This is a genomic window from Streptomyces sp. f51, assembly GCF_037940415.1.
In the GTDB taxonomy this organism is placed as follows: Bacteria; Actinomycetota; Actinomycetes; order Streptomycetales; family Streptomycetaceae; genus Streptomyces.
The window spans coordinates 1,488,652-1,512,209 of record NZ_CP149798.1; the positions used below are offsets into that span (position 1 = coordinate 1,488,652).

Annotated in this window: 19 protein-coding genes; 13 read left to right on the forward strand and 6 right to left on the reverse strand. The window is 74.1% G+C overall.

Translation table 11 applies throughout. The annotated features are described in order from the left end of the window. The first annotated feature begins 84 nt into the window (after positions 1-84). The 7 genes from WJM95_RS06690 to cobI are packed head-to-tail and all read left to right on the forward strand — an operon-like array spanning position 85 to position 11,043. Entirely contained in the window at positions 85-1,068 is a 984-nt protein-coding gene (locus tag WJM95_RS06690; RefSeq protein WP_339128574.1) for a cobalamin biosynthesis protein, read from the forward strand. Next, entirely contained in the window at positions 1,065-2,660 is a 1,596-nt protein-coding gene (locus tag WJM95_RS06695; RefSeq protein ID WP_339128575.1) for a cobyric acid synthase, read from the forward strand. Before WJM95_RS06690 ends, WJM95_RS06695 begins: the two co-directional genes overlap by 4 nt. Then, positions 2,657-6,310, forward strand: coding sequence for a cobaltochelatase subunit CobN (cobN, locus tag WJM95_RS06700; RefSeq protein WP_339128576.1), 3,654 nt, complete (start codon positions 2,657-2,659; stop codon positions 6,308-6,310). Before WJM95_RS06695 ends, cobN begins: the two co-directional genes overlap by 4 nt. After that, positions 6,307-8,316 carry a putative cobaltochelatase gene (locus WJM95_RS06705; RefSeq protein WP_339128577.1) on the forward strand — a complete coding sequence of 670 codons (2,010 nt, stop codon included), beginning with the start codon at positions 6,307-6,309 and terminating at the stop codon, positions 8,314-8,316. Before cobN ends, WJM95_RS06705 begins: the two co-directional genes overlap by 4 nt. Then, positions 8,316-8,915, forward strand: coding sequence for a cob(I)yrinic acid a,c-diamide adenosyltransferase (gene cobO, locus WJM95_RS06710; protein WP_339128578.1), 600 nt, complete (start codon positions 8,316-8,318; stop codon positions 8,913-8,915). Before WJM95_RS06705 ends, cobO begins: the two co-directional genes overlap by 1 nt. Further along, positions 8,915-10,297, forward strand: a complete 1,383-nt coding sequence (locus WJM95_RS06715; RefSeq protein ID WP_339128579.1) for a cobyrinate a,c-diamide synthase — start codon at positions 8,915-8,917, stop codon at positions 10,295-10,297. Before cobO ends, WJM95_RS06715 begins: the two co-directional genes overlap by 1 nt. Continuing rightward, positions 10,294-11,043 carry a precorrin-2 C(20)-methyltransferase gene (gene cobI / locus WJM95_RS06720; protein WP_339128580.1) on the forward strand — a complete coding sequence of 250 codons (750 nt, stop codon included), beginning with the start codon at positions 10,294-10,296 and terminating at the stop codon, positions 11,041-11,043. Before WJM95_RS06715 ends, cobI begins: the two co-directional genes overlap by 4 nt. Positions 11,044-11,072: 29 nt before the next feature. On the opposite strand, the gene WJM95_RS06725 is transcribed toward cobI, so the two are convergent. Next, positions 11,073-11,801, reverse strand: coding sequence for a ZIP family metal transporter (locus WJM95_RS06725; protein ID WP_339128581.1), 729 nt, complete (start codon positions 11,799-11,801; stop codon positions 11,073-11,075). A 109-nt stretch (positions 11,802-11,910) separates the two neighbouring features. Here WJM95_RS06725 and cobM point away from each other — a divergent pair, with 109 nt between their 5' ends. The 6 genes from cobM to cobC are packed head-to-tail and all read left to right on the forward strand — an operon-like array spanning position 11,911 to position 18,294. Continuing rightward, positions 11,911-12,756 carry a precorrin-4 C(11)-methyltransferase gene (cobM, locus tag WJM95_RS06730; RefSeq protein WP_339128582.1) on the forward strand — a complete coding sequence of 282 codons (846 nt, stop codon included), beginning with the start codon at positions 11,911-11,913 and terminating at the stop codon, positions 12,754-12,756. Positions 12,757-12,812: 56 nt separating this feature from the next. Beyond that, positions 12,813-14,081 (forward strand): precorrin-6y C5,15-methyltransferase (decarboxylating) subunit CbiE, encoded by a 1,269-nt coding sequence (gene cbiE, locus WJM95_RS06735; protein WP_339135394.1) that lies wholly within the window; start codon positions 12,813-12,815, stop codon positions 14,079-14,081. Next, positions 14,078-15,784, forward strand: coding sequence for a precorrin-3B C(17)-methyltransferase (gene cobJ / locus WJM95_RS06740; RefSeq protein WP_339128583.1), 1,707 nt, complete (start codon positions 14,078-14,080; stop codon positions 15,782-15,784). The genes cbiE and cobJ overlap by 4 nt, the downstream gene beginning before the upstream one ends. Beyond that, positions 15,781-16,197 carry a hypothetical protein gene (locus WJM95_RS06745; protein ID WP_339128584.1) on the forward strand — a complete coding sequence of 139 codons (417 nt, stop codon included), beginning with the start codon at positions 15,781-15,783 and terminating at the stop codon, positions 16,195-16,197. Before cobJ ends, WJM95_RS06745 begins: the two co-directional genes overlap by 4 nt. After that, a complete protein-coding gene (locus WJM95_RS06750; protein WP_339128585.1) occupies positions 16,194-17,129 on the forward strand; it encodes a sirohydrochlorin chelatase in 936 nt (311 codons plus the stop codon). The genes WJM95_RS06745 and WJM95_RS06750 overlap by 4 nt, the downstream gene beginning before the upstream one ends. Further along, entirely contained in the window at positions 17,119-18,294 is a 1,176-nt protein-coding gene (cobC, locus tag WJM95_RS06755) for an Rv2231c family pyridoxal phosphate-dependent protein CobC (protein WP_339128586.1), read from the forward strand. Before WJM95_RS06750 ends, cobC begins: the two co-directional genes overlap by 11 nt. Positions 18,295-18,696: 402 nt before the next feature. On the opposite strand, the gene WJM95_RS06760 is transcribed toward cobC, so the two are convergent. The 5 genes from WJM95_RS06760 to WJM95_RS06780 all read right to left on the reverse strand — a co-directional run bounded on the left by WJM95_RS06760 (position 18,697) and on the right by WJM95_RS06780 (position 23,506). After that, a complete protein-coding gene (locus tag WJM95_RS06760; protein WP_339128587.1) occupies positions 18,697-19,632 on the reverse strand; it encodes an SCO1860 family LAETG-anchored protein in 936 nt (311 codons plus the stop codon). A 263-nt stretch (positions 19,633-19,895) separates the two neighbouring features. Beyond that, positions 19,896-20,987, reverse strand: a complete 1,092-nt coding sequence (locus tag WJM95_RS06765) for an amidohydrolase family protein (protein WP_339128588.1) — start codon at positions 20,985-20,987, stop codon at positions 19,896-19,898. A gap of 10 nt (positions 20,988-20,997) precedes the next feature. Continuing rightward, a complete protein-coding gene (locus WJM95_RS06770; protein WP_339128589.1) occupies positions 20,998-21,822 on the reverse strand; it encodes an amino acid ABC transporter ATP-binding protein in 825 nt (274 codons plus the stop codon). Then, positions 21,819-22,652 carry an amino acid ABC transporter permease gene (locus tag WJM95_RS06775; RefSeq protein ID WP_339128590.1) on the reverse strand — a complete coding sequence of 278 codons (834 nt, stop codon included), beginning with the start codon at positions 22,650-22,652 and terminating at the stop codon, positions 21,819-21,821. Before WJM95_RS06775 ends, WJM95_RS06770 begins: the two co-directional genes overlap by 4 nt. Further along, a complete protein-coding gene (locus WJM95_RS06780) occupies positions 22,649-23,506 on the reverse strand; it encodes a transporter substrate-binding domain-containing protein (protein WP_339128591.1) in 858 nt (285 codons plus the stop codon). Before WJM95_RS06780 ends, WJM95_RS06775 begins: the two co-directional genes overlap by 4 nt. Positions 23,507-23,558 lie beyond the last annotated feature (52 nt).

Here is a 23,558-nt window from a genome sequence, read left to right on the forward strand (position 1 = left end):
GAGGACATATCGCCATGCGCGGCTGCCCGTTGCCCGTTTCGCTGAGTACGAGGGTTCCGCTCCACCCCACGGCCGGCTGACCCCGTGCGTGCCGATCGCGTCTTCGCGTACGGCGCCGCCGCCGGCCTTCTCGGCGACCTGCTGCTCGGCGATCCCCGCCGAGGGCATCCGGTCGCCGCGTTCGGGCGGGCCGCCGCCGCCGTGGAGCGCGCACTGTGGCGGGACCACCGGGGGTGGGGCGCCCTGCACACCGCCGTCTGCGTGGGCGGTGCCACCGGACTCGCCGCGCTCGCGAGCCGCCGCGTACGCCCCTCGCGTACCGCCTCGATCGCCCTGACCGCGGCCGCCACCTGGTCCGTCGTCGGAGGGACCTCCCTCGGCCGTGAGGCGCGGGCCGTCGGCGGCGCGCTCGCGGCCGGTGACCTCGGCGCGGCCCGGGAGCGGCTGCCGCATCTGTGCGGACGCGACCCCCAGGCCCTGGACGCCGACGGGATCGCGCGCGCGGTCGTCGAGTCCGTCGCCGAGAACACCTCCGACGCCGTCGTCGGGGCCCTGTTCTGGGGCGCCGTCGCCGGTGTGCCCGGGCTCGTCGCCTTCCGCGCCGTGAACACCCTCGACGCCATGGTCGGGCACAAGTCCCCCCGCTACCGGCGCTACGGCTGGGCCTCCGCCCGGCTCGACGACGTCGCCGGCTGGCCGGGGGCCCGGCTGACCGCCGTCCTCGCGGCGGTGGCCGGATCCGACCCGCGCGGTGCCGTGCGCGCCTGGCGGACGGACGCCCGCAGGCATCCGAGTCCCAACGCCGGTCCCGTGGAGGCCTCGTTCGCCGGCGCGCTCGGCGTACGGCTCGGCGGCACCCTCTCGTACGGCGGACGGGTCGAGCACCGGCCCGTGCTCAACGGCACGGGGCGGGCCGTCCAGGTCCACGACATCGAACGGGCCGTACGGCTCTCCCGGCGGGTCGGCTGGCTCGCGCTCGGGGTGAGCGCCGCCGGCCGGATCCTGCTCACCGGAGCCGGACGGGCCCCGGTTCCGGTTCCGTCCACCAGGAAGGGGCGCACCGCATGAGCGGCGGGCTGCTGATCGCCGGGACCACCTCCGACGCGGGCAAGAGCGTCGTGACCGCCGGGATCTGCCGGTGGCTGGTGCGCCAGGGCGTCAAGGTCGCGCCCTTCAAGGCGCAGAACATGTCGCTGAACTCGTTCGTGACCCGCGAGGGCGCCGAGATCGGGCGCGCGCAGGCCATGCAGGCGCAGGCCGCCCGCGTGGAGCCGACCGCGCTGATGAACCCCGTGCTGCTCAAGCCCGGCGGCGACCGCACCAGTCAGGTCGTCCTGATGGGCAGGCCGGTGGGCGAGATGAGCGCGCGCGGGTTCTTCGGGACGCCCGGGGCCCTGACGGACCCCCCTCCGGGCAGCGCCCCGACCGGGGACCGGCTGCGCGGCGGGCACCGGGAGGGACTCCTCGCGACCGTCCTCGACTGTCTTGAGCGGTTGCGGGGCACGTATGACGCGGTGATCTGCGAGGGGGCCGGCAGTCCGGCCGAGATCAATCTGCGGCGTACCGACATCGTGAACATGGGGGTGGCGCGCAACGCGGGGCTTCCCGTGCTCGTCGTCGGCGACATCGACCGGGGCGGGGTGTTCGCCTCGTTCTTCGGGACGGTCGCGCTGCTGTCCCCCGAGGACCAGGCGCTCGTCGCCGGGTTCCTCGTCAACAAGTTCCGCGGGGACGTCAGCCTGCTGGAGCCGGGGCTCGACATGCTGCACGGCCTCACCGGGCGGCGCTCCTACGGCGTGCTGCCCTTTCAGCACGGGCTCGGCATCGACGAGGAGGACGGCCTGCGCGTCTCGCTGCGCGGGGCGGTCCGCGAGTCGGCGGTCTCCTCCCCCGTCGGCGAGGACGTCCTGCGGGTCGCCGTCTGCGCGGTCCCGCTGATGTCCAACTTCACCGACGTCGACGCGCTGGCCGCCGAACCCGGCGTCGTCGTGCGGTTCGTGGACCGGGCCGAGGAACTGGCCGACGCCGATCTCGTCGTCGTGCCCGGGACCCGGGGCACGGTCGGGGCGCTCCGGTGGCTGCGCGAGCGCGGCCTCGCGGACGCCATCGCGCGCCGGGCCGCCGAGGGGCGTCCCGTCCTCGGCGTCTGCGGCGGCTACCAACTCCTCGGCGAGCACATCGAGGACGACGTCGAGTCCCGCGCCGGCCGTGTCGACGGGCTCGGACTCCTGCCCGTACGCGTGCGGTTCGCGCGGGAGAAGACGCTGGCCCGTCCGGTCGGCGAGGCCCTCGGCGAGCGCGTCGAGGGGTACGAGATCCATCACGGCGTCGCCGAGGTCACCGGCGGCGAGACCTTCATGTCCGACGCCGCGGGAGCAGGTCTGGACGGCTGCCGGGTCGGCTCCGTCTGGGGCACGCACTGGCACGGCTCCCTGGAGTCGGACGGTTTCCGGCGGGCCTTCCTGCGCGAGGTGGCCGCCACCGCGGGCCGCCGCTTCGTGCCGGCCCCCGACACGTCGTTCGCGGCGCTGCGCGAGGAGCAGCTGGACCGGCTCGGCGACCTGATCGAAGAACACGCGGACACGGACGCGCTGTGGCGGCTCATCGAGTCCGGCGCGCCGCGAGGACTGCCCTTCATTCCACCGGGAGCACCCGCATGAGCACTGTGTTGTTGTTGTCGACCGCCGACACGGACCTGCTGGCCGCCCGCGCCAGCGGCGCCGCCTACCGGATCGGCAATCCGACCCGGGTGGACGTCACCGGCGAACTCCCCTCGCTGGTCGAGGGCGCGGACCTGGCCGTCGTACGGCTGCTCGGCGGGAAGCGGGCCTGGGAGGACGGTCTGGCCTTCCTGAAGGCGGCCGGGATCCCGACCGTGCTGCTGGGCGGCGAGTCCGTCCCGGACGCCGAGCTGATGGCCGAGTCGTCGGCGCCCGCGGGTGTGGTCGCGGAGGCGCTGCGCTATCTGGTCGAGGGCGGTCCCGCCAACCTCGGCGAGCTGGCCCGGTTCCTGTCCGACACCGTGCTGCTGACCGGCGAGGGCTTCGAGGAGCCGCACCGGACGGCCGAGTTCGGCGTGCACGGCGCGTTCGGGTACGCCGAGGGCCGGCCGACGGTCGGCGTGCTGTTCTACCGGGCGCACGAACTGTCCGGGAACACCGCCTTCGTGGACACCCTGTGCGAGGCGATCGAGGCGCGCGGCGCCAACGCCCTTCCCGTGTACTGCGGTTCGCTGCGCGGGGCCGACCCCGGCCTGTACGAGATCCTGGGGCGGGCGGACGCGATCGTCGCCACGGTCCTGGCCGCGGGCGGCACGCACGCCTCGCAGGCGTCGGCGGGCGGCGACGAGGAGGCCTGGGACATCGGGGCCCTCGCCGACCTCGACGTCCCGGTGCTCCAGGGGCTCTGCCTGACCTCGTCGAAGGCCGCCTGGGACGCCTCCGACGCCGCCCTGTCCCCCATGGACGCGGCGATGCAGGTCGCCATCCCTGAGTTCGACGGCCGTCTGATCACCGTGCCGTTCTCGTTCAAGGAACAGGGCCCCGACGACGTCCCCGTGTACGTCGCCGACCCCGAGCGGGCCGCCCGGGTCGCCGGAATCGCCCTGCGGCACGCGGAGTTGAAGCACAAGCCGAACGCGGAGAAGAAGCTCGGGATCGTCTTCACCGCCTACCCGACCAAGCACTCGCGGGTCGGCAACGCGGTCGGCCTCGACACCCCGGCCTCCGCGGTACGGGTCCTCGACGCGCTCCGGGACGCGGGCTACGCCCTCACCCAGTACCCGGACAACGGCGACGAGTTGATCCACCGGCTGATCGCGGCCGGCGGCCACGACGTGGAGTGGCTGACCGAGGAGCAGCTCGCCGCCGCTCCGGCGCGGGTGCCGCTCGCCGACTACCGTGCCTGGTTCGACACCCTCGACCCGGCGTTGCGCGAGGGCATGCTGGAGGCCTGGGGCGAGCCGCCGGGCTCGCTCTACGTCGACGGCGACGACATCGTGCTCGCCTGCCTGGAGTTCGGGAACGTCGTCGTGATGATCCAGCCGCCGCGCGGCTTCGGCGAGAACCCGATCGCGATCTACCACGACCCCGACATGCCGCCGTCGCACCACTACATGGCCGCCTACCGCTGGCTGGAGAACAGTTTCGGCGCGGACGCGGTCGTGCACATGGGCAAGCACGGCACCATGGAATGGCTGCCGGGCAAGGGGCTCGGGCTCAGCGGCGGCTGCGCGCCCGACGCCGTCCTCGGCGAACTCCCGCTGATCTACCCGTTCATCGTCAACGACCCCGGCGAGGGCACGCAGGCCAAGCGGCGCGGGCACGCCACCGTGGTGGACCACCTCGTGCCGCCGATGGCCCGCGCCGACACCTACGGCGACCTCGCCAAGCTGGAGCAGCTCCTCGACGAGTACGCGCTGGTCTCCGACCTGGACCCGACGAAGGCCCCGGCGGTGCGCGCGCAGATCTGGACCCTGGTCAAGGCGGCCGAGCTGCATCACGACCTGCATGTCGACGAGCAGCCGGACGACGGCGACTTCGACGAGTTCGTCATGCACATCGACGGCTATCTGTGCGAGATCAAGGACGTGCAGATCCGTGACGGCCTGCACATCCTGGGCGGCGGGCCGGAGGCCGAACCGCGGGTGAACCTGGTGCTCGCGGTGCTGCGCGCCTCGCAGGTGTGGGGCGGGGCGGCCAACGCGCTGCCCGGTCTGCGCGCCGCGCTCGCGGAGCATTTCGGCCTGGTGGAGAAGGAGTTGCTCGCCGAGCCGGGCGCCCCGGTCAAGGCGCCCGTCGAGCTGACGGACCTCGTGGAGGGCCCGGCCCGTTCGGCGGCCGACGCGATCGACCTGCTGGAGCAGCTGTGCCGCCGGGCGGCGCTCGGCATGGAGGAGCGCGGCTGGGACACGGCGGCCGTCCCGGCGCTCGTCCGGGAGGTCCTCGGTACCGAACTCCCGGACGCCGTCGCGGTCCTGGAGTTCGCCTGCCGCGAGGTCGTGCCGCGGCTCGCGCGGACGACGGACGAGATCGGGCACATCCTCAAGGCCCTGGACGGCGGTTACGTCCCGGCGGGCCCCTCGGGTTCACCGACCCGCGGGCTGGTCAACGTCCTGCCGACCGGCCGCAACTTCTACTCGGTCGACCCCAAGGCCATTCCCTCCCGGCTCAGTTGGGAGGTCGGGCAGTCCCTCGCGGACTCGCTCGTGCAGCGCTACCTCCAGGACACCGGCGACTATCCGACGTCCGTCGGGCTGACGGTGTGGGGCACCTCGGCCATGCGCACCCAGGGCGACGACATCGCGGAGATCCTCGCGCTGCTCGGCTGCCGCCCGGTGTGGGACGACGCCTCGCGGCGGGTCACCGGCTTCGAGATCGTCCCGCTCGACGAGCTCGGCCGCCCCCGCATCGACGTCACGGTCCGCATCTCCGGGTTCTTCCGGGACGCGTTCCCGCACGTGGTCGGGCTGCTTGACGACGCCGTGCGGACGGTCGCCGAGCTGGACGAGCCCGCCGACCGGAACTTCGTGCGCAGGCACGCCGACGAGGACACCGCCGAGCACGGCGACAGGCGGCGCGCGACGGCCCGTATCTTCGGCTCCAAGCCGGGCGCGTACGGCGCGGGTCTGCTGCCGCTGATCGACGCCCGCAACTGGCGCTCGGACGCCGACCTCGCCGAGGTCTACGCGGTGTGGGGCGGCTACGCCTATGGGCGCGGGCTCGACGGACGGGCCGCGCGCGGGGACATGGAGACGGCCTTCCGGCGGATCGCAGTGGCGGCGAAGAACGTCGACACCCGCGAGCACGATCTCGTCGACGCCGACGACTACTTCCAGTACCACGGCGGCATGGTCGCGATGGTCCGCCATCTCACCGGGTCCTCCCCCGAGGCGTACGTCGGGGACTCGGCCGTCCCCGACCAGGTGAAGACCCGCACGCTGGGCGAGGAGACGCACCGGGTCTTCCGGGCCCGGGTGGTCAACCCGCGCTGGATGGCCGCGATGCGCCGGCACGGCTACAAGGGCGCCTTCGAGATGGCGGCGACCGTGGACTACCTGTTCGGGTACGACGCCACCGCCGGGGTCGTGGACGACTGGATGTACGAGAAGCTCAGCGCGGAGTACGTCTTCGACGCGGAGAACCGGGACTTCATGAAGAAGTCCAACCCCTGGGCGCTGCGTGGGATCACCGAACGGCTGCTGGAGGCCGCCGACCGCGGGCTGTGGGCCGAGCCGGACGCGGACACGCTGGAACGGCTGCGCGCCACCTACCTGGAGCTCGAAGGCGACTTGGAGGGCGACGACCAGTGAGTACCCCGTTCCCGTTCACGGCGGTGGTCGGCCAGGACGACCTGCGGCTCGCGCTGCTGCTGAACGCCGTCTCGCCCGCCGTCGGCGGTGTGCTGGTGCGCGGCGAGAAGGGCACCGCCAAGTCGACGGCGGTGCGCGCCCTTTCGGCGCTGCTGCCGGAGGTGGCGGTCGTGCCCGGCTGCCGGTTCTCCTGCGATCCGGCCGCCCCCGACCCGGCGTGCCCGGACGGTCCGCACGAGGCGCACGCGGCGGGCACCGGCGCGCAACGCCCGGCCCGCATGGTCGAGTTGCCGGTCGGCGCCTCCGAGGACCGGCTGGTGGGCGCCCTGGACATCGAGCGGGCGCTCGCCGAGGGCGTGAAGGCCTTCGAGCCCGGACTGCTGGCCGACGCGCACCGCGGCATCCTCTACGTCGACGAGGTCAACCTGCTCCACGACCACTTGGTCGACCTGCTGCTGGACGCGGCCGCGATGGGCGCCTCGTACGTGGAACGCGAGGGCGTCTCCGTACGGCACGCGGCGCGGTTCCTGCTCGTGGGGACGATGAACCCCGAAGAGGGCGAACTGCGGCCGCAGTTGCTCGACCGGTTCGGTCTCACCGTCGAGGTCACCGCCTCGCGCGAGCCCGACCAGCGGGTGGAGGTCGTACGGCGCAGGCTCGCCCACGACGACGACCCGGCCGGTTTCGCGACACGCTGGGCCGAGGAGGAGGCCGCCGTGCGGGCGCGGATCGTGGCGGCCCGGGCGCTGCTGCCCTCCGTGCGGCTCGGCGACGGGCCGCTGCGGCAGATCGCGGCGACCTGCGCGGCCTTCGAGGTCGACGGCATGCGCGCGGACATCGTGATGGCCAGGACCGCGACCGCGCTCGCCGCGTGGGCGGGGCGCACCGAGGTGATCGCCGAGGACGTGCGGCAGGCGGCCCTGCTCGCCCTGCCGCACCGGCGCCGCCGCAATCCCTTCGACGCCCCCGGACTCGACGAGGACAAGCTGGACGAGACGCTGGAGGAGTTCGCCGGCGAGGACGAAGGCGACCCCGATCCCGACTCCGACCCGGACGGCGGGGGTCCGGGCGGGGGCGGCGGGCAGCCCGCCCCGGACTCCGGTCCGCAGGACGGTGACACGGGCGCCCGGCCCGAGGCCGGTGAGGACGGGGCGCCGCAGGCGTCGGGCGGCGCGGAGCAGTCCCCGGTCCGGGCCGCGGAGCCGTTCCGCACGAAGGCGCTGAGCGTGCCGGGACTGGGTGAGGGCGCGGCCGGGCGGCGCTCTCGCGCACGGACCGAGCACGGCCGCACCACCGGGTCGCGGCGGCCCCGCGGGGCGCTGACGAAGCTGCATCTGGCGGCGACCGTGCAGGCCGCCGCCCCGCACCAGCGGGCGCGCGGGCGGTCGGGACCGGGCCTGGTGGTGCGCCGCGACGATCTGCGGCAGGCCACCCGCGAGGGCCGTGAGGGCAACCTCGTCCTGTTCGTGGTCGACGCCTCCGGCTCGATGGCGGCGCGGCAGCGGATGAGCGCCGTGAAGGGCGCGGTGCTGTCCCTGCTGCTCGACGCCTACCAGCGGCGGGACAAGGTGGGCCTGGTGACCTTCAGGGGCCGTGACGCGCAGGTCGCGCTGCCGCCGACGTCGTCGGTGGACGCGGCGGCGGCCCGGCTGGAGTCGCTGCCGACGGGCGGGCGCACCCCGCTGGCGGCCGGGCTGCTCACGGCGCACGAGGTGCTGCGGGTGGAGCGGCTGCGCGATCCGGCGCGGCGGGCGCTGGTCGTGGTCGTGACGGACGGGCGGGCCACCGGAGGGCCCGAGCCGGTGGCGCTCTCGGCGCGCGCGGCCCGGCTGTTCGCCGCCGAGGGCGTCGCCTCGGTGGTCGTGGACTGCGAGTCAGGGCCCGTACGTCTGGGCCTGGCGGGGCAGTTGGCCGGGGATCTGGGCGGTACGGCGGTGACACTCGGCGAGTTGCGGGCGGACGCGATCGCCGGACTGGTGAAGGACGTACGAGGGAGGGCCGCGTAGTGCCGCAGGGGCAGCCGAGTGTCGTGCCGGACGACGGTCTGACGACCCGTCAGCGTCGTAACCGGCCGCTGGTGATCGTGCACACGGGGATCGGCAAGGGCAAGTCGACCGCCGCGTTCGGGCTCGCGCTGCGCGCCTGGAACCAGGGGTGGCCCATCGGGGTGTTCCAGTTCGTCAAGTCGGCGAAGTGGAAGGTCGGCGAGGAGAACGCGCTGCGGGTGCTCGGGGCCTCGGGCGAGGGCGGGTCCGTCGACTGGCACAAGATGGGCGAGGGCTGGTCCTGGGTCCAGCGCGACGCGCAGATGGACAACGAGGAGAAGGCCCGCGAGGGCTGGGAGCAGGTCAAGCGCGACCTGGCCGCCGAGACGTACAGGCTGTACGTGCTGGACGAGTTCGCGTACCCGATGCACTGGGGCTGGATCGACACGGACGAGGTCGTCGCGGTGCTGCGGGACCGTCCCGGCACCCAGCACGTCGTGATCACCGGGCGCAACGCCCCGGAGAAGCTGGTCGGACTGGCCGATCTCGTGACCGACATGTCCAAGGTCAAGCATCCGATGGACGCCGGCCAGAAGGGCCAGAGGGGCATCGAGTGGTGATGTCCTCCGTTCCCCGGCTGGTCGTCGCCGCGCCCTCCTCGGGCAGCGGCAAGACGACCGTCGCCACGGGGCTGATGGCCGCGTTCACCGCGCGGGGGCTCGCCGTGTCCCCGCACAAGGTGGGACCCGACTACATCGACCCCGGGTACCACGCGCTCGCCACCGGGCGCGTGGGACGCAATCTCGACGCGTACCTGTGCGGCACGGAGCTGATCGGGCCGCTGTTCGCGCACGGGGCGCGCGGGTGCGATCTCGCGGTCGTCGAGGGCGTGATGGGGCTGTACGACGGGGCCGCGGGCGAGGGGGAACTCGCGTCCACGGCCCAGGTGGCGAAGCTGCTGCGGGCGCCCGTGGTGCTGGTCGTCGACGCGTCCTCGCAGTCGCGGTCCGTGGCCGCGCTGGTGCACGGGTTCGCCTCCTGGGACCCCGAGGTGCGGATCGCGGGCGTGATCCTGAACAAGGTCGCCTCGGACCGGCACGAGGAACTGCTGCGCGACGCCCTGGACTCCTCCGGGGTTCCGGTGCTCGGCGTGCTGCGGCGGGCGCCGCAGGTGGACACGCCCTCGCGGCACCTCGGTCTCGTACCGGTCGCCGAGCGGCGGGCGGAGGCCGTCGCGGCCGTCGCGGCGATGGCGGCCCAGGTCGCCGAGGGGTGCGACCTGGACGCGCTGGCGGCGCTGGCGCGCGGTGCTGGTGCGTTGCCGGGTGCGGCCTGGGACGCGGCCGAGGCCGTCGACTCGCCCACCCACGACCACCCGACTCGCCCGGCCGAGAAGCGGGCGCCGGTCGTCGCCGTCGCCGGTGGGGAGGCGTTCACCTTCTCGTACGCCGAGCACGCCGAACTGCTCACCGCGGCCGGTGCCGAGGTCGTCACCTTCGATCCGCTGCGCGACGAGCAACTGCCGGACGGGACGGGCGGGTTGGTCATCGGCGGCGGCTTCCCCGAGGTGTACGCGGCCGAGCTGTCCGCCAACGAGCCGCTGCGCAAGGCGGTGACCGAGCTGGCGTCGGCCGGGGCGCCGGTCGCGGCCGAGTGCGCCGGGCTGCTGTATCTGGCGCGGGAGCTCGACGGCCGTCCCATGTGCGGGGTGCTCGACGCCGTGGCCCGGATGGACGAGCGGCTCACCCTCGGCTACCGGGACGCCGTGGCCCTCGCCGACAGCTCGCTCGCCGTGGCCGGCACCCGGATGCGCGGGCACGAGTTCCACCGCACGGTCGTGGAACCGGGCGCCGGCGAGTCTCCCGCCTGGGGGATGCGCGCCCCGAAGCGGCGCGTCGAAGGTTTCGTGCAGCAAGGCGTGCACGCGAGTTATCTGCACACGCACTGGGCGTCCGAGCCCGGCGTGGCCCGTCGGTTCGTCGAGAGGTGCCTGACGTCATGAGCAGCAAGCTGATCGGGGTCGGGGTCGGCCCGGGCGACCCGGAGCTGGTGACCGTCAAGGGCGTCAACGCCCTGCGCGCCGCGGACGTCGTCGTCGTCCCCGTCATGGCCGCACCGGACGGGAGGGACGGCGGCGAGCGCGGCCGGGCCGAGGCGACCGTCCTGCACTACGTGCCCGAGGAGAAGGTCGTCCGGGTGGTGTTCGCGCTGAACGAGCGCAGCGACCGGTCGCGGCGCGAGGCGGCCTGGGACGCGGCGGGTGAGCGGGTCGCGGGCCTGCTCGGCCTGCACGGCACGGTCGCCTTCGCCACCATCGGCGACCCGAACGTGTACTCGACGTTCACGTACCTCGCCTACACGATCGGGGAGCTGGTTCCCGGCACGGTCGTGGAGACCGTGCCCGGCATCACCGCCATGCAGGACCTCGCCGCCCGGTCGGGCGCCGTCCTCACCGAGGGGACCGAGCCGCTCACGCTCGTCCCGGTGACCGCGGGCGCCGCCGTGCTCAAGGACGCCCTGAACGGGCCCGGCACGGTCGTCGCGTACAAGTTCGGGCGGCAGGCCGCCGAGGTGGCCGAGGCGCTGCGCGACAGCGGGCGGCTCGAGAACGCCGTCTGGGGCTCGGCGCTGGGCCTGGAGGCCGAGTCGATCCGGCCGGCCGCCGAACTCGACGGCGAGCCGCTCCCGTACCTGTCGACGCTCATCGCGCCCGCGCGCCGCGACGGCACACGCGGCGGAAAGCTGTGACGCCCTCGCACCCCGCGGACTCCACCGGCTCAGCCCGCGAGGCCCACCACCAGCCAGATGAAGGCCACGCCCGCGACCGTGCACAGCAGGGTCGAGCGGGCGGGGTGCTCGTGGTGCGCCTCGGGGAGGATCTCGGCGGCGGCGAGGTAGAGCAGGACACCGCCGAACAGGCCGAGGTAGCCGCCGAGCAGCCGCTCGGGGATGGTGAAGAACAGCGTCGAGGCCGCGCCGATCATCGGGGCCGCCGCGTCCGCGTACAGCATGAGCAGGGCCTTGCGGCGGGCGTTCCCGTACAGGCTCGTGATCGTGTACGTGTTGAAGCCGTCGGCGAAGTCGTGCGCGATCACCGCGAGGGACACCGCCAGCCCCATCCCGCCGCCGACCTGGAACGCGGCGCCGATCGCCACGCCGTCCATCGCGCTGTGGCCGACCATCGCGGCGGCCGCCGTGAGGCCCACCTCGGGCGCGCGTCCGGCGTGCTCCTCACCGCCGTGCGCGGCCTGGCGGTGGGCGAGAAGCCGTTCGACCAGATGGGCCAGCAGGAAGCCGGCCACGAACAGGAGCAGCGCGGCCGGTACGCCGAACACCTCGGTGCCCGCCGCGGCCAGCGCCTCGGGCAGCAGGTCGAGGCCGACCACGCCGAGCATCAGGCCGCCGGCCAGGCCGAGCACCAGATGACGGCGGTCGGTGACCCGCTGCGCGGTCCAGCCGCCGACCAGCGTCATCAGGAACGCGCCGAGCGCGACGAGGACCGCCATAGGCCCTTGCTATCCGATCCACCCCCGTGTCCGCACCCGGGGCGACGGCCCCGGGCCCGCCGAAGCGTTCGCAGCACCCCCGATTTCTCGTAGGAGAGGACCGATTCCCATGGCCGATGCCCCCACCGGCAAAGTGACCTTCGTCGGTGCCGGCCCCGGCGCCGCCGACCTGCTGACCTTCCGCGCCGCCCGCGCCATCGCCGAGGCCGATGTCGTGATCTGGGCGGCCAGCCTGGTGCAGGCCGAGGTCCTCGACCACGCGCGCGAGGGCGCCGAGATCCTCGACTCGGCGACGATGTCGCTGGAGGACGTCGTCGCCGTCTACGAGCGGGCCCGCGACCAGGGCCTGCGGGTGGCCCGGATCCACTCGGGCGACCCGGCCCTGTGGGGCGGTACGCAGGAGCAGGTCGACCGGTGCGCGGAGCTCGGCATCGCGACCGAGATCGTGCCGGGTGTCTCGTCGTTCTCCGCGGTGGCCGCGATCGCGCAGCGCGAGCTGACGATCCCCGAGGTCGCGCAGTCCGTGATCCTGACCCGGCTCGGCGGCGGCAAGACGCCGATGCCGCCCGGGGAGGACGTACGGGAGTTCGCCAGGCACGGCACGACGATGGCGCTGTTCCTGTCGGCCGCGCGCAGCGGGCAGCTGGTGCGGGAGCTGCTGGAGGGCGGCTATCCGACGACCACCCCGGTCGTGGTCGCCTACCAGGCGACCTGGCCGGAGGAGCTGATCGTGCGGTGCACGGTCGGCACGCTGGAGGAGACGGTCAAGGAGCACAAGCTCTGGAAGCACACGCTCTTCCTGGTCGGCCCCGCGCTCGACGCGAGCGGCACCCGCTCCCACCTCTACCACCCCGGTCACTTCCACGGCTTCCGCAAGGCCGACCCGCTGGCCCGTGCCGAACTGCGCGCCGCGCGCCGGAGCGGTGCGGGCGGTCCGCAGGGTCCCGCGTCGTGAGCGTGCACGTCACCGTCGCGGCGGGAGGATCCGCCGGTCCGTCGGACCGCTCCGCCGTGATCACCGTCGTCGGTACGGGCACGGGGGCGCCGCTGCCCCCGGACGCCGAGGAGGCGCTCGCCGGGGCCGGGCTCGTCGTGGGGGCCCGGCGGCACCTGGAGGCGGCCCGGACGCCGGAGCGGGCGGAACTGCTGGTGCTCGGGCCGCTGGCACCGGCCCTTGACCGGATCGGGCGGTACACGGACGACGGGGCTCCCGGGGGCCCGGTCGTGGTGCTCGCGTCGGGCGACCCCGGTTTCTTCGGGATCGTACGGGCGCTCGCGGAGCGGTTCGGGGCCGGGCGCCTCGACGTGCGCCCCGGAGTCTCGTCCGTGGCGGCCGCCTTCGCCCGGCTCGGGCTGCCCTGGGACGACGCGGTCGTGGTCAGCGCGCACGGGCGTGATCCGCGGACGGCCGTGCTGATCTGCCGGTCGCATCCCAAGGTGGCCGTGCTGACGGCTCCCGGGTCCGGGCCCGCCGAGCTGGGCGCGGCCCTCGCCGACGCCGGGGCCGAGCGCGTCCTGGCGGTGGCGAGCGCCCTCGGCGACCCGGAGCGGGAGCGGGTCGAGCGGGTCACGCCCGCCGAGGCCGCCGCCCGCGACTGGGGTCCGGCGGTCAGTGTCGTGCTGTGCCTGGACGCCTCGCGGGCCCTGGCTCCCGTGCGGACCGTCGCCGGGCCGGTGGCCGGTCCGAGCCGATGGGCCCTGGACGAGGGCGAGTTCGCCCACCGCGACTCGATGATCAGCAAGTTCGAGGTGCGGGCGCTGGCGCTGGCCAGGATCGGGCCCCGGCTCGGCGACCTGGTCTGGGACATCGGCGCGGGCTCCGGTTCCGTCGCCGTGGAGTGCGCGCGGTTCGGCGCCGCGGTCACCGCCGTCGAGAAGACGGCGGACGGCTGCGAGCGCGTCCGCGCCAACGCGGCGGCGCACGGCGTGGACGTGCGGGTCGTGCACGGAGACGCGCCGTCCGTGCTGTCCGCCCTGGACGGCCCCCACGACCCGGACGCGGTGTTCATCGGGGGCGGCGGCCGGGAGCTGTCCGAGATCGTCGCGGTGTGCGCGCGCCGGGCCCGGCGGACCGTCGTGGTCGCGATGGCCGCGCTCGACCGGGTGCCCGCCGCCCGTGACGCGCTGACCGCCGCCGGATTCACCTGCGACGGCGTCCTGTTGCAGTCCTCGCGGCTCGCCCCGCTGCCGGGTGAGGTCTCCCGGCTCGCGGCGGCCAATCCCGTCTTCGTGCTGTGGGGCGTCCGGCCTCCGGCCACTACCGAAGGAGTCCCCCAGTGATCGGCCTGATTTCCGCCACGGCGGCGGGCGCGGCGGCCCGTGACCGGCTCGCCGCCGCCTGGCCCACGCGGACCCGGGTGTACGACGGGCCCGTGGCGGACGCCGTGCGGCGGGCCTTCGCGGAGTGCGACCAGGTGGTGTGCTTCCTCGCCACGGGCGCGGTCGTACGGCTCGTCGCTCCGCTGCTCGGCGACAAGAGGTCGGACCCCGGGGTGGTGTGCGTCGACGAGGCGGGGCGGTTCGCCGTGTCGCTGGTCGGCGGCCACGCGGGCGGGGCGAACGAACTCGCCCGCGAGGTGGGCGGGTTGCTCGGCGCCGAGCCGGTGGTGACGACGGCGACGGACGCGGTGGGCGTGCCGGGTCTCGACACGCTCGGCCTTCCGGTGGAGGGGGATCTCGCCGGGGTCTCGCGGGCCGTGCTGGACGGCGAACCGGTGGTGCTGGAGCGGGAGTCGGCCTGGCCGCTGCCCGCCCTGCCGCCGAACGTGGGGAGCCCGGCGGCGCCGGGTGCCGCGGTCGTCCGGGTGAGCGACCGTGTGCGGGAGAGCGCCGCGCGCGAGGTCGTCCTGCGGCCGCCGACCCTCGTCGTGGGGGTCGGCGCCTCCCGGGGCGCGCCCGTTGAGGAGGTCCTCGATCTCGTCGGGGACGCGCTGCGCGAGGCCGGGCTCTCCGTCTCGTCGGTGGCCGAACTCGCCACCGTGGACGCCAAGTCCGAGGAGCCCGGGCTCGTCGGGGCCGCGGCCCGGCTCGGGGTCCCGCTCGTCACGTACGGCGCAGAGGAGCTGGCGGCCGTGACGGTCCCGAACCCCTCGGGCCCGCCGCTCGCCGCCGTGGGGACCCCGTCCGTGGCGGAGGCCGCCGCGCTGATCGGCGGGGGCGAACTCCTCGTACCCAAGCGGAAGTCGGTACGGGCGGACGGGCTGCCCGCGATGGCGACCTGCGCGGTCGTCCGCCGCCCGGGGCGCGGACGGCTCGCGGTCGTCGGCCTCGGCCCCGGGGCCCGCGATCTGCTCACCCCGCGCGCGACGGCGGAACTGCGGCGGGCCGCCGTGCTCGTCGGGCTCGACCAGTACGTCGACCAGATCCGCGATCTGCTGCGGCCCGGCACCCTGGTCCTGGAGTCGGGCCTCGGCGCCGAGGAGGAGCGGGCGCGCACGGCGGTGGCCGAGGCGCGCCGCGGACAGGCCGTCGCGCTGATCGGCAGCGGTGACGCGGGCGTGTACGCGATGGCGTCGCCCGCGCTGGCCGAGGCGTCCGACGACATCGACGTCGTCGGGGTGCCGGGGGTGACCGCCGCGCTCGCTGCGGGGGCGATCCTCGGCGCGCCGCTCGGCCACGACCACGTGTCCATCAGCCTGTCCGACCTGCACACGCCGTGGGAGGTCATCGAGCGCCGGGTGCGCGCCGCGGCGGAGGCCGACATCGTCGTGACCTTCTACAACCCGCGCAGCCGGGGCCGGGACTGGCAGCTCCCCAAGGCGCTCGCGGTCCTGTCCGAGCACCGGGAACCGGGGACGCCGGTGGGGGTCGTGCGCAACGCCTCCCGGCCCGACGAATCGAGCCGGGTCACGACGCTGGGGTCCCTGGATCCGGGAATCGTCGACATGATGACGGTGGTGACCGTGGGCAACACCGCGACCCGCGAGATCGCCGGGCGCATGGTGACACCGCGCGGCTACCGCTGGCAGAAGGAGACCGAGTGAGCCCCGTGAGCCAGGCGCGGTCCGGGACCCGGGCCGCGCAGCACGCCGGGCGGGAGTCCACCGCCACCCACCCCCGTGTTCCGCGGGCCGGCGCCGCGCCGAGGAAGCCCGCGCGGGCCCGGCCGGCTCCCCGGAACACCGCTCGGGCCGGCCAGTCCCCGAGGAAGACCGTCCGGGCCTGCCCGGCCGCGGTGAAGACCGTCCGGGCCGAGCCGGCCCCGACGACCACCGCTCGGGTCTGCCCTGCCCCGCTGAAGACCGTCCGGGCCGGGCCGGACCGGATGAAGACCGTCCGGGCCGACCTGGCCCGGTTGAAGACCGATCGGGCCGACCTGGCCCGCAAGCAGACCGATCGGGCCGACCTGGCCCCGACGACCACCGCGGCCCACCCCGCCGCCGAGGAGACATCGTGACCACCCCGCCCCCCGCCCTGCTCATCGCCGGACACGGCACCCGGGACGAGGCCGGAGCCGAGGCCTTCCGTTCCTTCGTACGGGAGCTGGGCCGCCGCCATCCCGAACTGCCCGTCGCCGGCGGGTTCATCGAGCTGTCGCCGCCGCCGCTCGGCGAGGCGGTCGGCGAACTCGTCGGACAGGGCGTACGGCGTTTCGCCGCCGTTCCGCTGATGCTGGTGTCCGCCGGGCACGCCAAGGGCGACATCCCGGCGGCGCTGGCCCGCGAGAAGGAGCGGCACCCCGGGATCTCGTACACGTACGGGCGTCCGCTGGGCCCGCATCCCTCGCTGCTCGCCGTGCTGGAGCGGCGGCTGGACGAGGTCCTCGGCGACGGCGCCGCGACCCCCGAGGCACGGGCCGCGGTCACCGTGCTGCTCGTGGGCCGCGGGTCCACCGACCCGGACGCCAACGCCGAGGTGCACAAGGCCGCGCGGCTGCTGTGGGAGGGCCGGGGTTACGCCGGCGTCGAGACCGCGTTCGTGTCCCTGGCGGCTCCCGACGTGCCGTCCGGCCTCGACCGCTGCGTGAGGCTCGGCGCGCGCCGGATCGTGGTCCTGCCCTACTTCCTGTTCACCGGCATCCTCCCGGACCGGGTACGGCGGCAGACGCGGGACTGGGCCGCCGCGCACCCGGAGGTCGAGGTGGGTTCCGCCGAGGTCATCGGTCCCGAGCCCGAACTGCTCGACCTGGTCATGGAGCGCTACCGGGAGGCCGTCGCGGGCGATCTGCGGATGAACTGCGACTCCTGCGTCTACCGGATCGCGCTGCCCGGCTTCGAGGACAAGGTGGGGCTCCCCCAGCAGCCGCACTTCCACCCGGACGACGACGGCCACCAGGACGGTCACGGGCACCACCATCACGGGGGACACACGCATTCCCATGCCCACTGAAGAGGCCGCCGAGGGCGGGCACGATCTGCGGCACCACGGCGACGCCGAGGTGCGCGACGACGGTTCCAAGCTGACCGATCTGGCCGTGAACGTCCGGGCGGACACCCCGCCCGCGTGGCTGCTTGACCGGATCGCCGCCTCGCTGCCGTCGCTTGCGGCCTACCCGGACGGGCGGTCCGCCCGGGCGGCGGTGGCGGCACGGCACGGGCTGCCGGTGGAGCGGGTGCTGCTCACGGCGGGCGCGGCCGAGGCGTTCGTGCTGCTCGCGCGCGGCCTCGAGGTACGCCGTCCGGTCGTCGTGCATCCGCAGTTCACGGAGCCGGAGGCGGCGCTGCGGGACGCCGGGCACACGGTCGGCCGGGTCCTGCTGCGCGAGGAGGACGGCTTCAGGCTCGACGCGGCCGCCGTCCCCGAGGACGCCGATCTCGTCGTGATCGGCAATCCGACCAATCCGACCTCGGTGCTGCACCCTGCCGGGACGCTGGCCGAACTGGCCCGTCCCGGGCGGGTGCTGGTGGTCGACGAGGCGTTCATGGACGCGGTGCCGGGCGAACGCGAGAGCCTGGCCGGGCGGACCGACGTCCCCGGACTCGTCGTGCTGCGCAGCCTCACGAAGACGTGGGGTCTCGCGGGGCTGCGGATCGGCTACGTGCTCGCCGACCCCGGGACGATCGCCCGGCTGGAGCGGGCTCAGCCGCTGTGGCCGGTGTCCACGCCCGCGCTCGCGGCGGCGGAGGCGTGCGTGTCCTCGCAGGCGCTCGCGGAGGCGGCCCACGCGGCGCGGCGGATCGCCAAGGACCGGGACCATCTGGTCGCGGGACTGCGGGAGTTCGCCTGCACCGACGGGCTGCGGGTGGTCGAGCCCGCGGAGGGCTCCTTCGTCCTGGTCCGGCTGCCGCGGGCCGCGGGGGTGCGCCGTGCTCTTCGCGACCTCGGGTTCGCGGTGCGGCGCGGGGACACGTTCCCCGGCCTCGGGGACGAGTGGCTGCGCCTGGCGGTACGGGACCGGACGACGGTCAACCGCTTCCTCCAGGCCCTGGACCGGGCGATGACCGTCGCCGGGGACGGCGGTTCCCACCCCGCCGGGGACGAGGGCACCTGGGGCACTGCGGGAACCGGGCCCGGCGAAGGCACCACGGCCGACGCGGACACCGGGACCGGCTGAGGCCGAGACGACCCGGCCGACGCGCGTCGGAACCCGGGGAGGCGACGGCAAGGCCGCCGGTGCGAGCGCTGCCGGACCCGCCGAGGCGAAAGCGGTGCAGCCGGTACGAGCGCCCGGGTACCCGAAGACCCAGGCGGCCGGGGTGGTGCCGACGCCCGGGCCCCTGGAGGCAAGGGCGCTCCAACCGGTGCCGACACCCAAGCGCCTCCGGTGGCGCAGGCGGACGGGCCGGAAACGGGGGTCGTTCCGGCCCCGGCAGCGTCGGGACGGCGCCGTCGAGCGCCAGGCCCGGCGCCGCCGCACCGCTCCGCCCCGGCCGGCCCGCGGGGGTTCTCCCCGACCCGACCGGCCCGTCCCCCCGCCCCCCGGACGGGCCAAGGCCGTTCGGCCGGGAGAGGGGCGTCAGCTCCTGCGGCGGCGGGAGACGGCCACCGCTCCGGCGCCCGCGGCGAGCAGGACCGCCGCGCCGCCGGCCAGGTACGGCGTCATGGAACTGCTTCCGGTCTCGGCGAGGCCTCCCCCTTCGGGAGCGCCCTGCGGACTCGCCTCGGCCACCGGGGCGGCCGACTCCTTCGAAGGCGTGGCCGACACGGACTCCTGGGCGGCGGGCGCGGGCCCGTCCGGGGACTCACAGGTGGCCTTCGCCAGTGTCACCGTGCCCTCGACCGCGGCCACGCCCAGCTTCAACGGGTCGACGGACACGTTGAGTTCGAGCGCCGAGGCGGCGGCCGTCCGGGAGGTCGTCTCCGTCCTGGAGAGATCGAGCCGCACCTCGCCGATCCCGGGGACCTTCACATGCGTGGGGCCGCCCGTCGTCAGCGTGACCTTCTTGCCGAGGACGGTGACGGAACCCAGCAGGTTGGCGGTGGCGACGGGCTTCCTGCCCGCCTCGCAGGTCGCCTTCGAGGTCACGTCCTCGACCTCGATCAGCGACAGCAGCGGCAGTCCGGGGACATGGACGGCGGCGTGCGCGAGGCGGGTGGAGCCCTCGGCCTTCGTGGCGGAGACGGTGGCCCTGGCGGTGGCGACGTCCGCGCGGAGCACGCTGAACGGGCGCCCTCCGTCGACGCCGTCCAACTGGGCGGTGAGCGCGGTCTTCTCGGCGCTCTGCGGCGCCTGCACCTCGTTCAGGGAGACCGCGAGCGGGACGTTCACGGTCTTCTTGAGGAGGGACACGTCGAGCCCGGTGCGGAGCACGACGGCGCTCGCGCGCCCGTGGTCGTCACTCGCCTGGGCGGAGCCCGCGCCGGCCAGCGCGGTGGGACCCGCGGCGAGGACGGCGGCGGCCGCGGTGACGGCGAAACGGCGCGCGGGCATGCGGTGGTTGATGCTGTTCAAGGGTGGGACCCCCATAGGAGAAAGCCTGGGACCCGGAAAGAATTACGCACTGAGAGTGAACAGTCAGGTACCTGACGTGAGTTCACTCCTTCGTGGGTTCACCGCGCACGCCTTCGAATCCCTGGGCACGGCTGTTCTCCACCGTCACTCGCTCAACGCACCCGGCCGGGCGCGCCGGTTGACGCGCCGACCGGTGGACGCCGACGCGCCGGAGCGCGACCGGTGGTGGGTAACGAGCGCCCCACCCCGGCCGTCACGCTCCGTCAACCGACGATCCGTCCGCTCAGGACCACGCGGCGCGGATCCGCCAGGACCCGTACGTCGTCGCGCGGGTCCCCCACGTAGACCACGAGGTCCGCGGGCGCCCCCTCGTCGAGGCCGGGCCGCCCGAGCCAGCGCCTGGCTCCCCAGGTGGTGGCGGAGAGCGCCTCGACGGGCGGGATGCCCGCGGTGACGAGCTCGGCGACCTCGGCCGCGACGAGGCCGTGGGCGAGGGAGCCGCCCGCGTCGGTGCCCACGTAGACCGGGATCCCGGCGTCGTACGCGGCCCGCACCGTGTCGTAGCGGCGCTCGTGGAGGCGTCGGATGTGCGCCGACCACAGCGGGTACTTGGCCTCGCCGCCGTCCGCGAGCCGCGGGAAGGTGGCGATGTTCACGAGGGTCGGGACGATGGCGACACCGCGCTCGGCGAAGAGCGGGACGGTGTCCTCGGTGAGGCCGGTGGCGTGCTCGACGCAGTCGATGCCCGCCTCGACCAGGTCCCGCAGCGAGTCCTCGGCGAAGCAGTGCGCGGTGACGCGGGCACCGAGCCGGTGCGCCTCGGCGATCGCCGCCTCGACGGCGTCGCGCGGCCAGCAGGCGCTCAGGTCGCCTGTGCCGCGGTCGATCCAGTCCCCGACGAGCTTGACCCAGCCGTCACCGCGCCGGGCCTCCCGGGCGACGTACGCGACCAGGTCCTCCGGCTCGATCTCGTGGGCGTAGTTGCGGATGTAGCGGCGGGTGCGGGCGATGTGCCGGCCCGCGCGGATGATCTTCGGGAGGTCGTCGCGGTCGTCGGTCCAGCGGGTGTCGGAGGGTGAACCGGCGTCCCGGAGGAGGAGGGTGCCGGCGTCGCGGTCGGTCAGCGCCTGCTTCTCGGAGACGTCCGCCGGGACCGGGCCGTGGGCGTCGAGCCCGACGTGGCAGTGCGCGTCGACCAGGCCGGGCAGCGCCCAGCCCTCGACCGTGCGGATGTCCCGGGCGCCGGCGGGACGGTCGTAGGAGATCCGTCCGCCGACGACCCACAGTTCGTCGCGGACGTCGTCGGGCCCGACGAGGACCCGCCCTTTCACGTGGAGTACCGGGTGATCGCTCATGCACGGCACCTTAGTGAGGCGACTCGCCGGTCCCGTCCCGCCCTGTCCTGTTCCCGGCGCCCGCGTCCGGTGTCCCCTCGGGGACGTCCGCCATCGCGGGGTCGAGCAGCCGGGACAGGAAGTGCCGGGTGCGCTCGTGGGCCGGGTTGCCGATCACCTGGGCCGGGGCGCCTTCCTCGACGATCACCCCGCCGTCCATGAAGACGACCCGGTCGGCGACCTCGCGCGCGAAGGACATCTCGTGCGTGACGACCATCATCGTCATGCCCTCGTCCGCGAGCACCCGCATGACGGAGAGCACGTCACCGACGAGTTCGGGGTCGAGTGCCGAGGTCGGCTCGTCGAAGAGCATCACGTCGGGCCCCATCGCGAGCGCCCTGGCGATCGCGACGCGCTGCTGCTGGCCGCCGGAGAGCGAGGCGGGAAAGGCGTCGGCCTTCTCCGCGAGACCCACCCGGGAGAGGTTCTCGGCGGCGATCCGGGCCGCCTCCTCCTTGCCCCGGCCCAGCACCCGGCGCTGCGGCAGCGTGAGGTTCCCGGTCACCGACAGATGGGGGAAGAGGTTGAACTGCTGGAAGACCATGCCGATACGGCGGCGTACGGCGTCGATGTCGACGTCGGGGTCCGTGACCTGCGTCCCGCCGACGAACACCTGGCCCTTGGTGGGCTCCTCCAGGAGGTTCACACAGCGCAGCAGGGTCGACTTGCCGGAGCCGGAGGGGCCGATCACGCAGACGACCTCGCCCCGGCCGATCTCCAGGTCGATACCGCGCAGCACCTCGTTGTCGCCGAAGGACTTGTGCAGGTCCTTCACCTGGATCTCGGGCGTGCTCACTTCGTGGCCTCCTTCTGCCGCGCCTCGAGGCGTCGGGCGACGAAGCCGAGCGGGATGGTGACGAGCAGGTAGCAGAGACCCGCGACCAGGATCGGCGTGGAGTTGGCGGTCGTACTGGCCAGGTCACGGCCGTACTTGGACAGTTCGCGCTCCTCCAGGGTGACACCGAGGAACAGCACCAGCGAGGAGTCCTTGAAGAGGGTCACGAGTTCGTTGGTGAGCGGCGGGACGATGATCCGGAACGCCTGCGGGACGATGACCGAGACCATGGCCCTGGCGTGCGAGAAGCCCAGCGAACGGGCCGCCTCCATCTGCCCCTTGGGCACGGCCTGGATACCCGCGCGGAAGGTCTCGGCCATGTAGGCGGCGCCCACCAGACCGAGCGCGAGGGCGACCTTTCCGTACGTTCCGCCGATGATCTCCGTGCCCGGGAACGCCAGCGGTACCGCGACGCCCACGAAGATGAAGATCATCAGCGCGGGCAGGCCGCGGAAGACCTCGATGTAGACCCCGGCGAACCAGCGGTAGGGGCCCACCGAGGACAGGCGCATCAGGGCGATGACGATGCCGAGGACGAGACCGACGGCGAAGCCGGACATCGTGTAGATGACCGTGTTCTTCAGCGCCAGGGTGATGACGTCCGGGAACATCTGCTTGACCAGGTCCCACTGGAAGAACTGGTTCTGAAGACGGCTCCAGTCCGCCGTGACCGCGAAGACGATCACGACGGCCACGAAGACGGCGTACTGCACACCGCGGGAGATCTGGCGCTTGCGGCGCCGGCTCAGGCCGGACCTGTGGGGCTGGAGGGGCGTGTCGGCACCGCTCATGAGGCGGACGGGGAGGCGGAGGCCGCGGCCGCGTCGTAGGGGCCGATCCACTTCTCGTAGAGCTTCTTGTACGTGCCGTCGGCCTTGGCGTCCGCGATGGCCTTGTTGATGGCGGCGAGGAGCTTGGCGTTGCCCTTCTTCACCGTGAAGCCGTACTGCTCACCGGTGTTGAGGTTGTCCACCACCTTGAAGGCGTCGGCGTTGGCCTTGTCCTTGAGCCAGCCCTGGACGACCGGGTAGTCGATGATGACGGCCTGGACCTGACCGCTGCGCAGTCCGCTGAGGACCGCGTCGGAGGACTCGAAGGAGACCGGGTCGAAGCCCTGCTTCTTGGCGTAGTCCTCACCGGTGGTCTGCGCCTGGGCCCCGAGCTTCTTGCCCTTCGCCTTGACGTCGTCCAGCGAGGTGACGCCGCTCTTCTTGTCGACCAGCACACCCTGGGTGGCGTCGAAGTACGGGTCGGAGAAGTCGACGTTCTTCTTGCGCTCCGGGGTGATCGTCATGCCGGCCGCGGCGAGGTCGCACTGCTCGGAGTTGAGGAACGCGCCCGTCTTGAAGTTCTCGAAGGGCGTGTCGACGATGGCCTGCTTCACGCCCAGGTCCTTGGCGACGAGGTCGATCAGCGACACGTCGAAGCCCTGCACCTTGCCGTCGATCTCCGACTGGAACGGCGGGTAGGGCAGGTGGGTGCACGTGGTGAGCTGTCCCGCCTTGACGAGCTCGACCCCGCCGGACGCGGTCTTGGAGCCGCTTCCGCCGTTCCCGCTGGAGGTGCAGGCGGCCACGAGCGTCAGCCCGGCCGTCAGGGTGATCGCGGCCAGGACTCGGGTCCGGCGGCCGGAGAGGGTGTTCACGGCGGGCCTTCCTGTCAGGGAACTGTGGGTTCCGATTATAAGGAGATGTTTG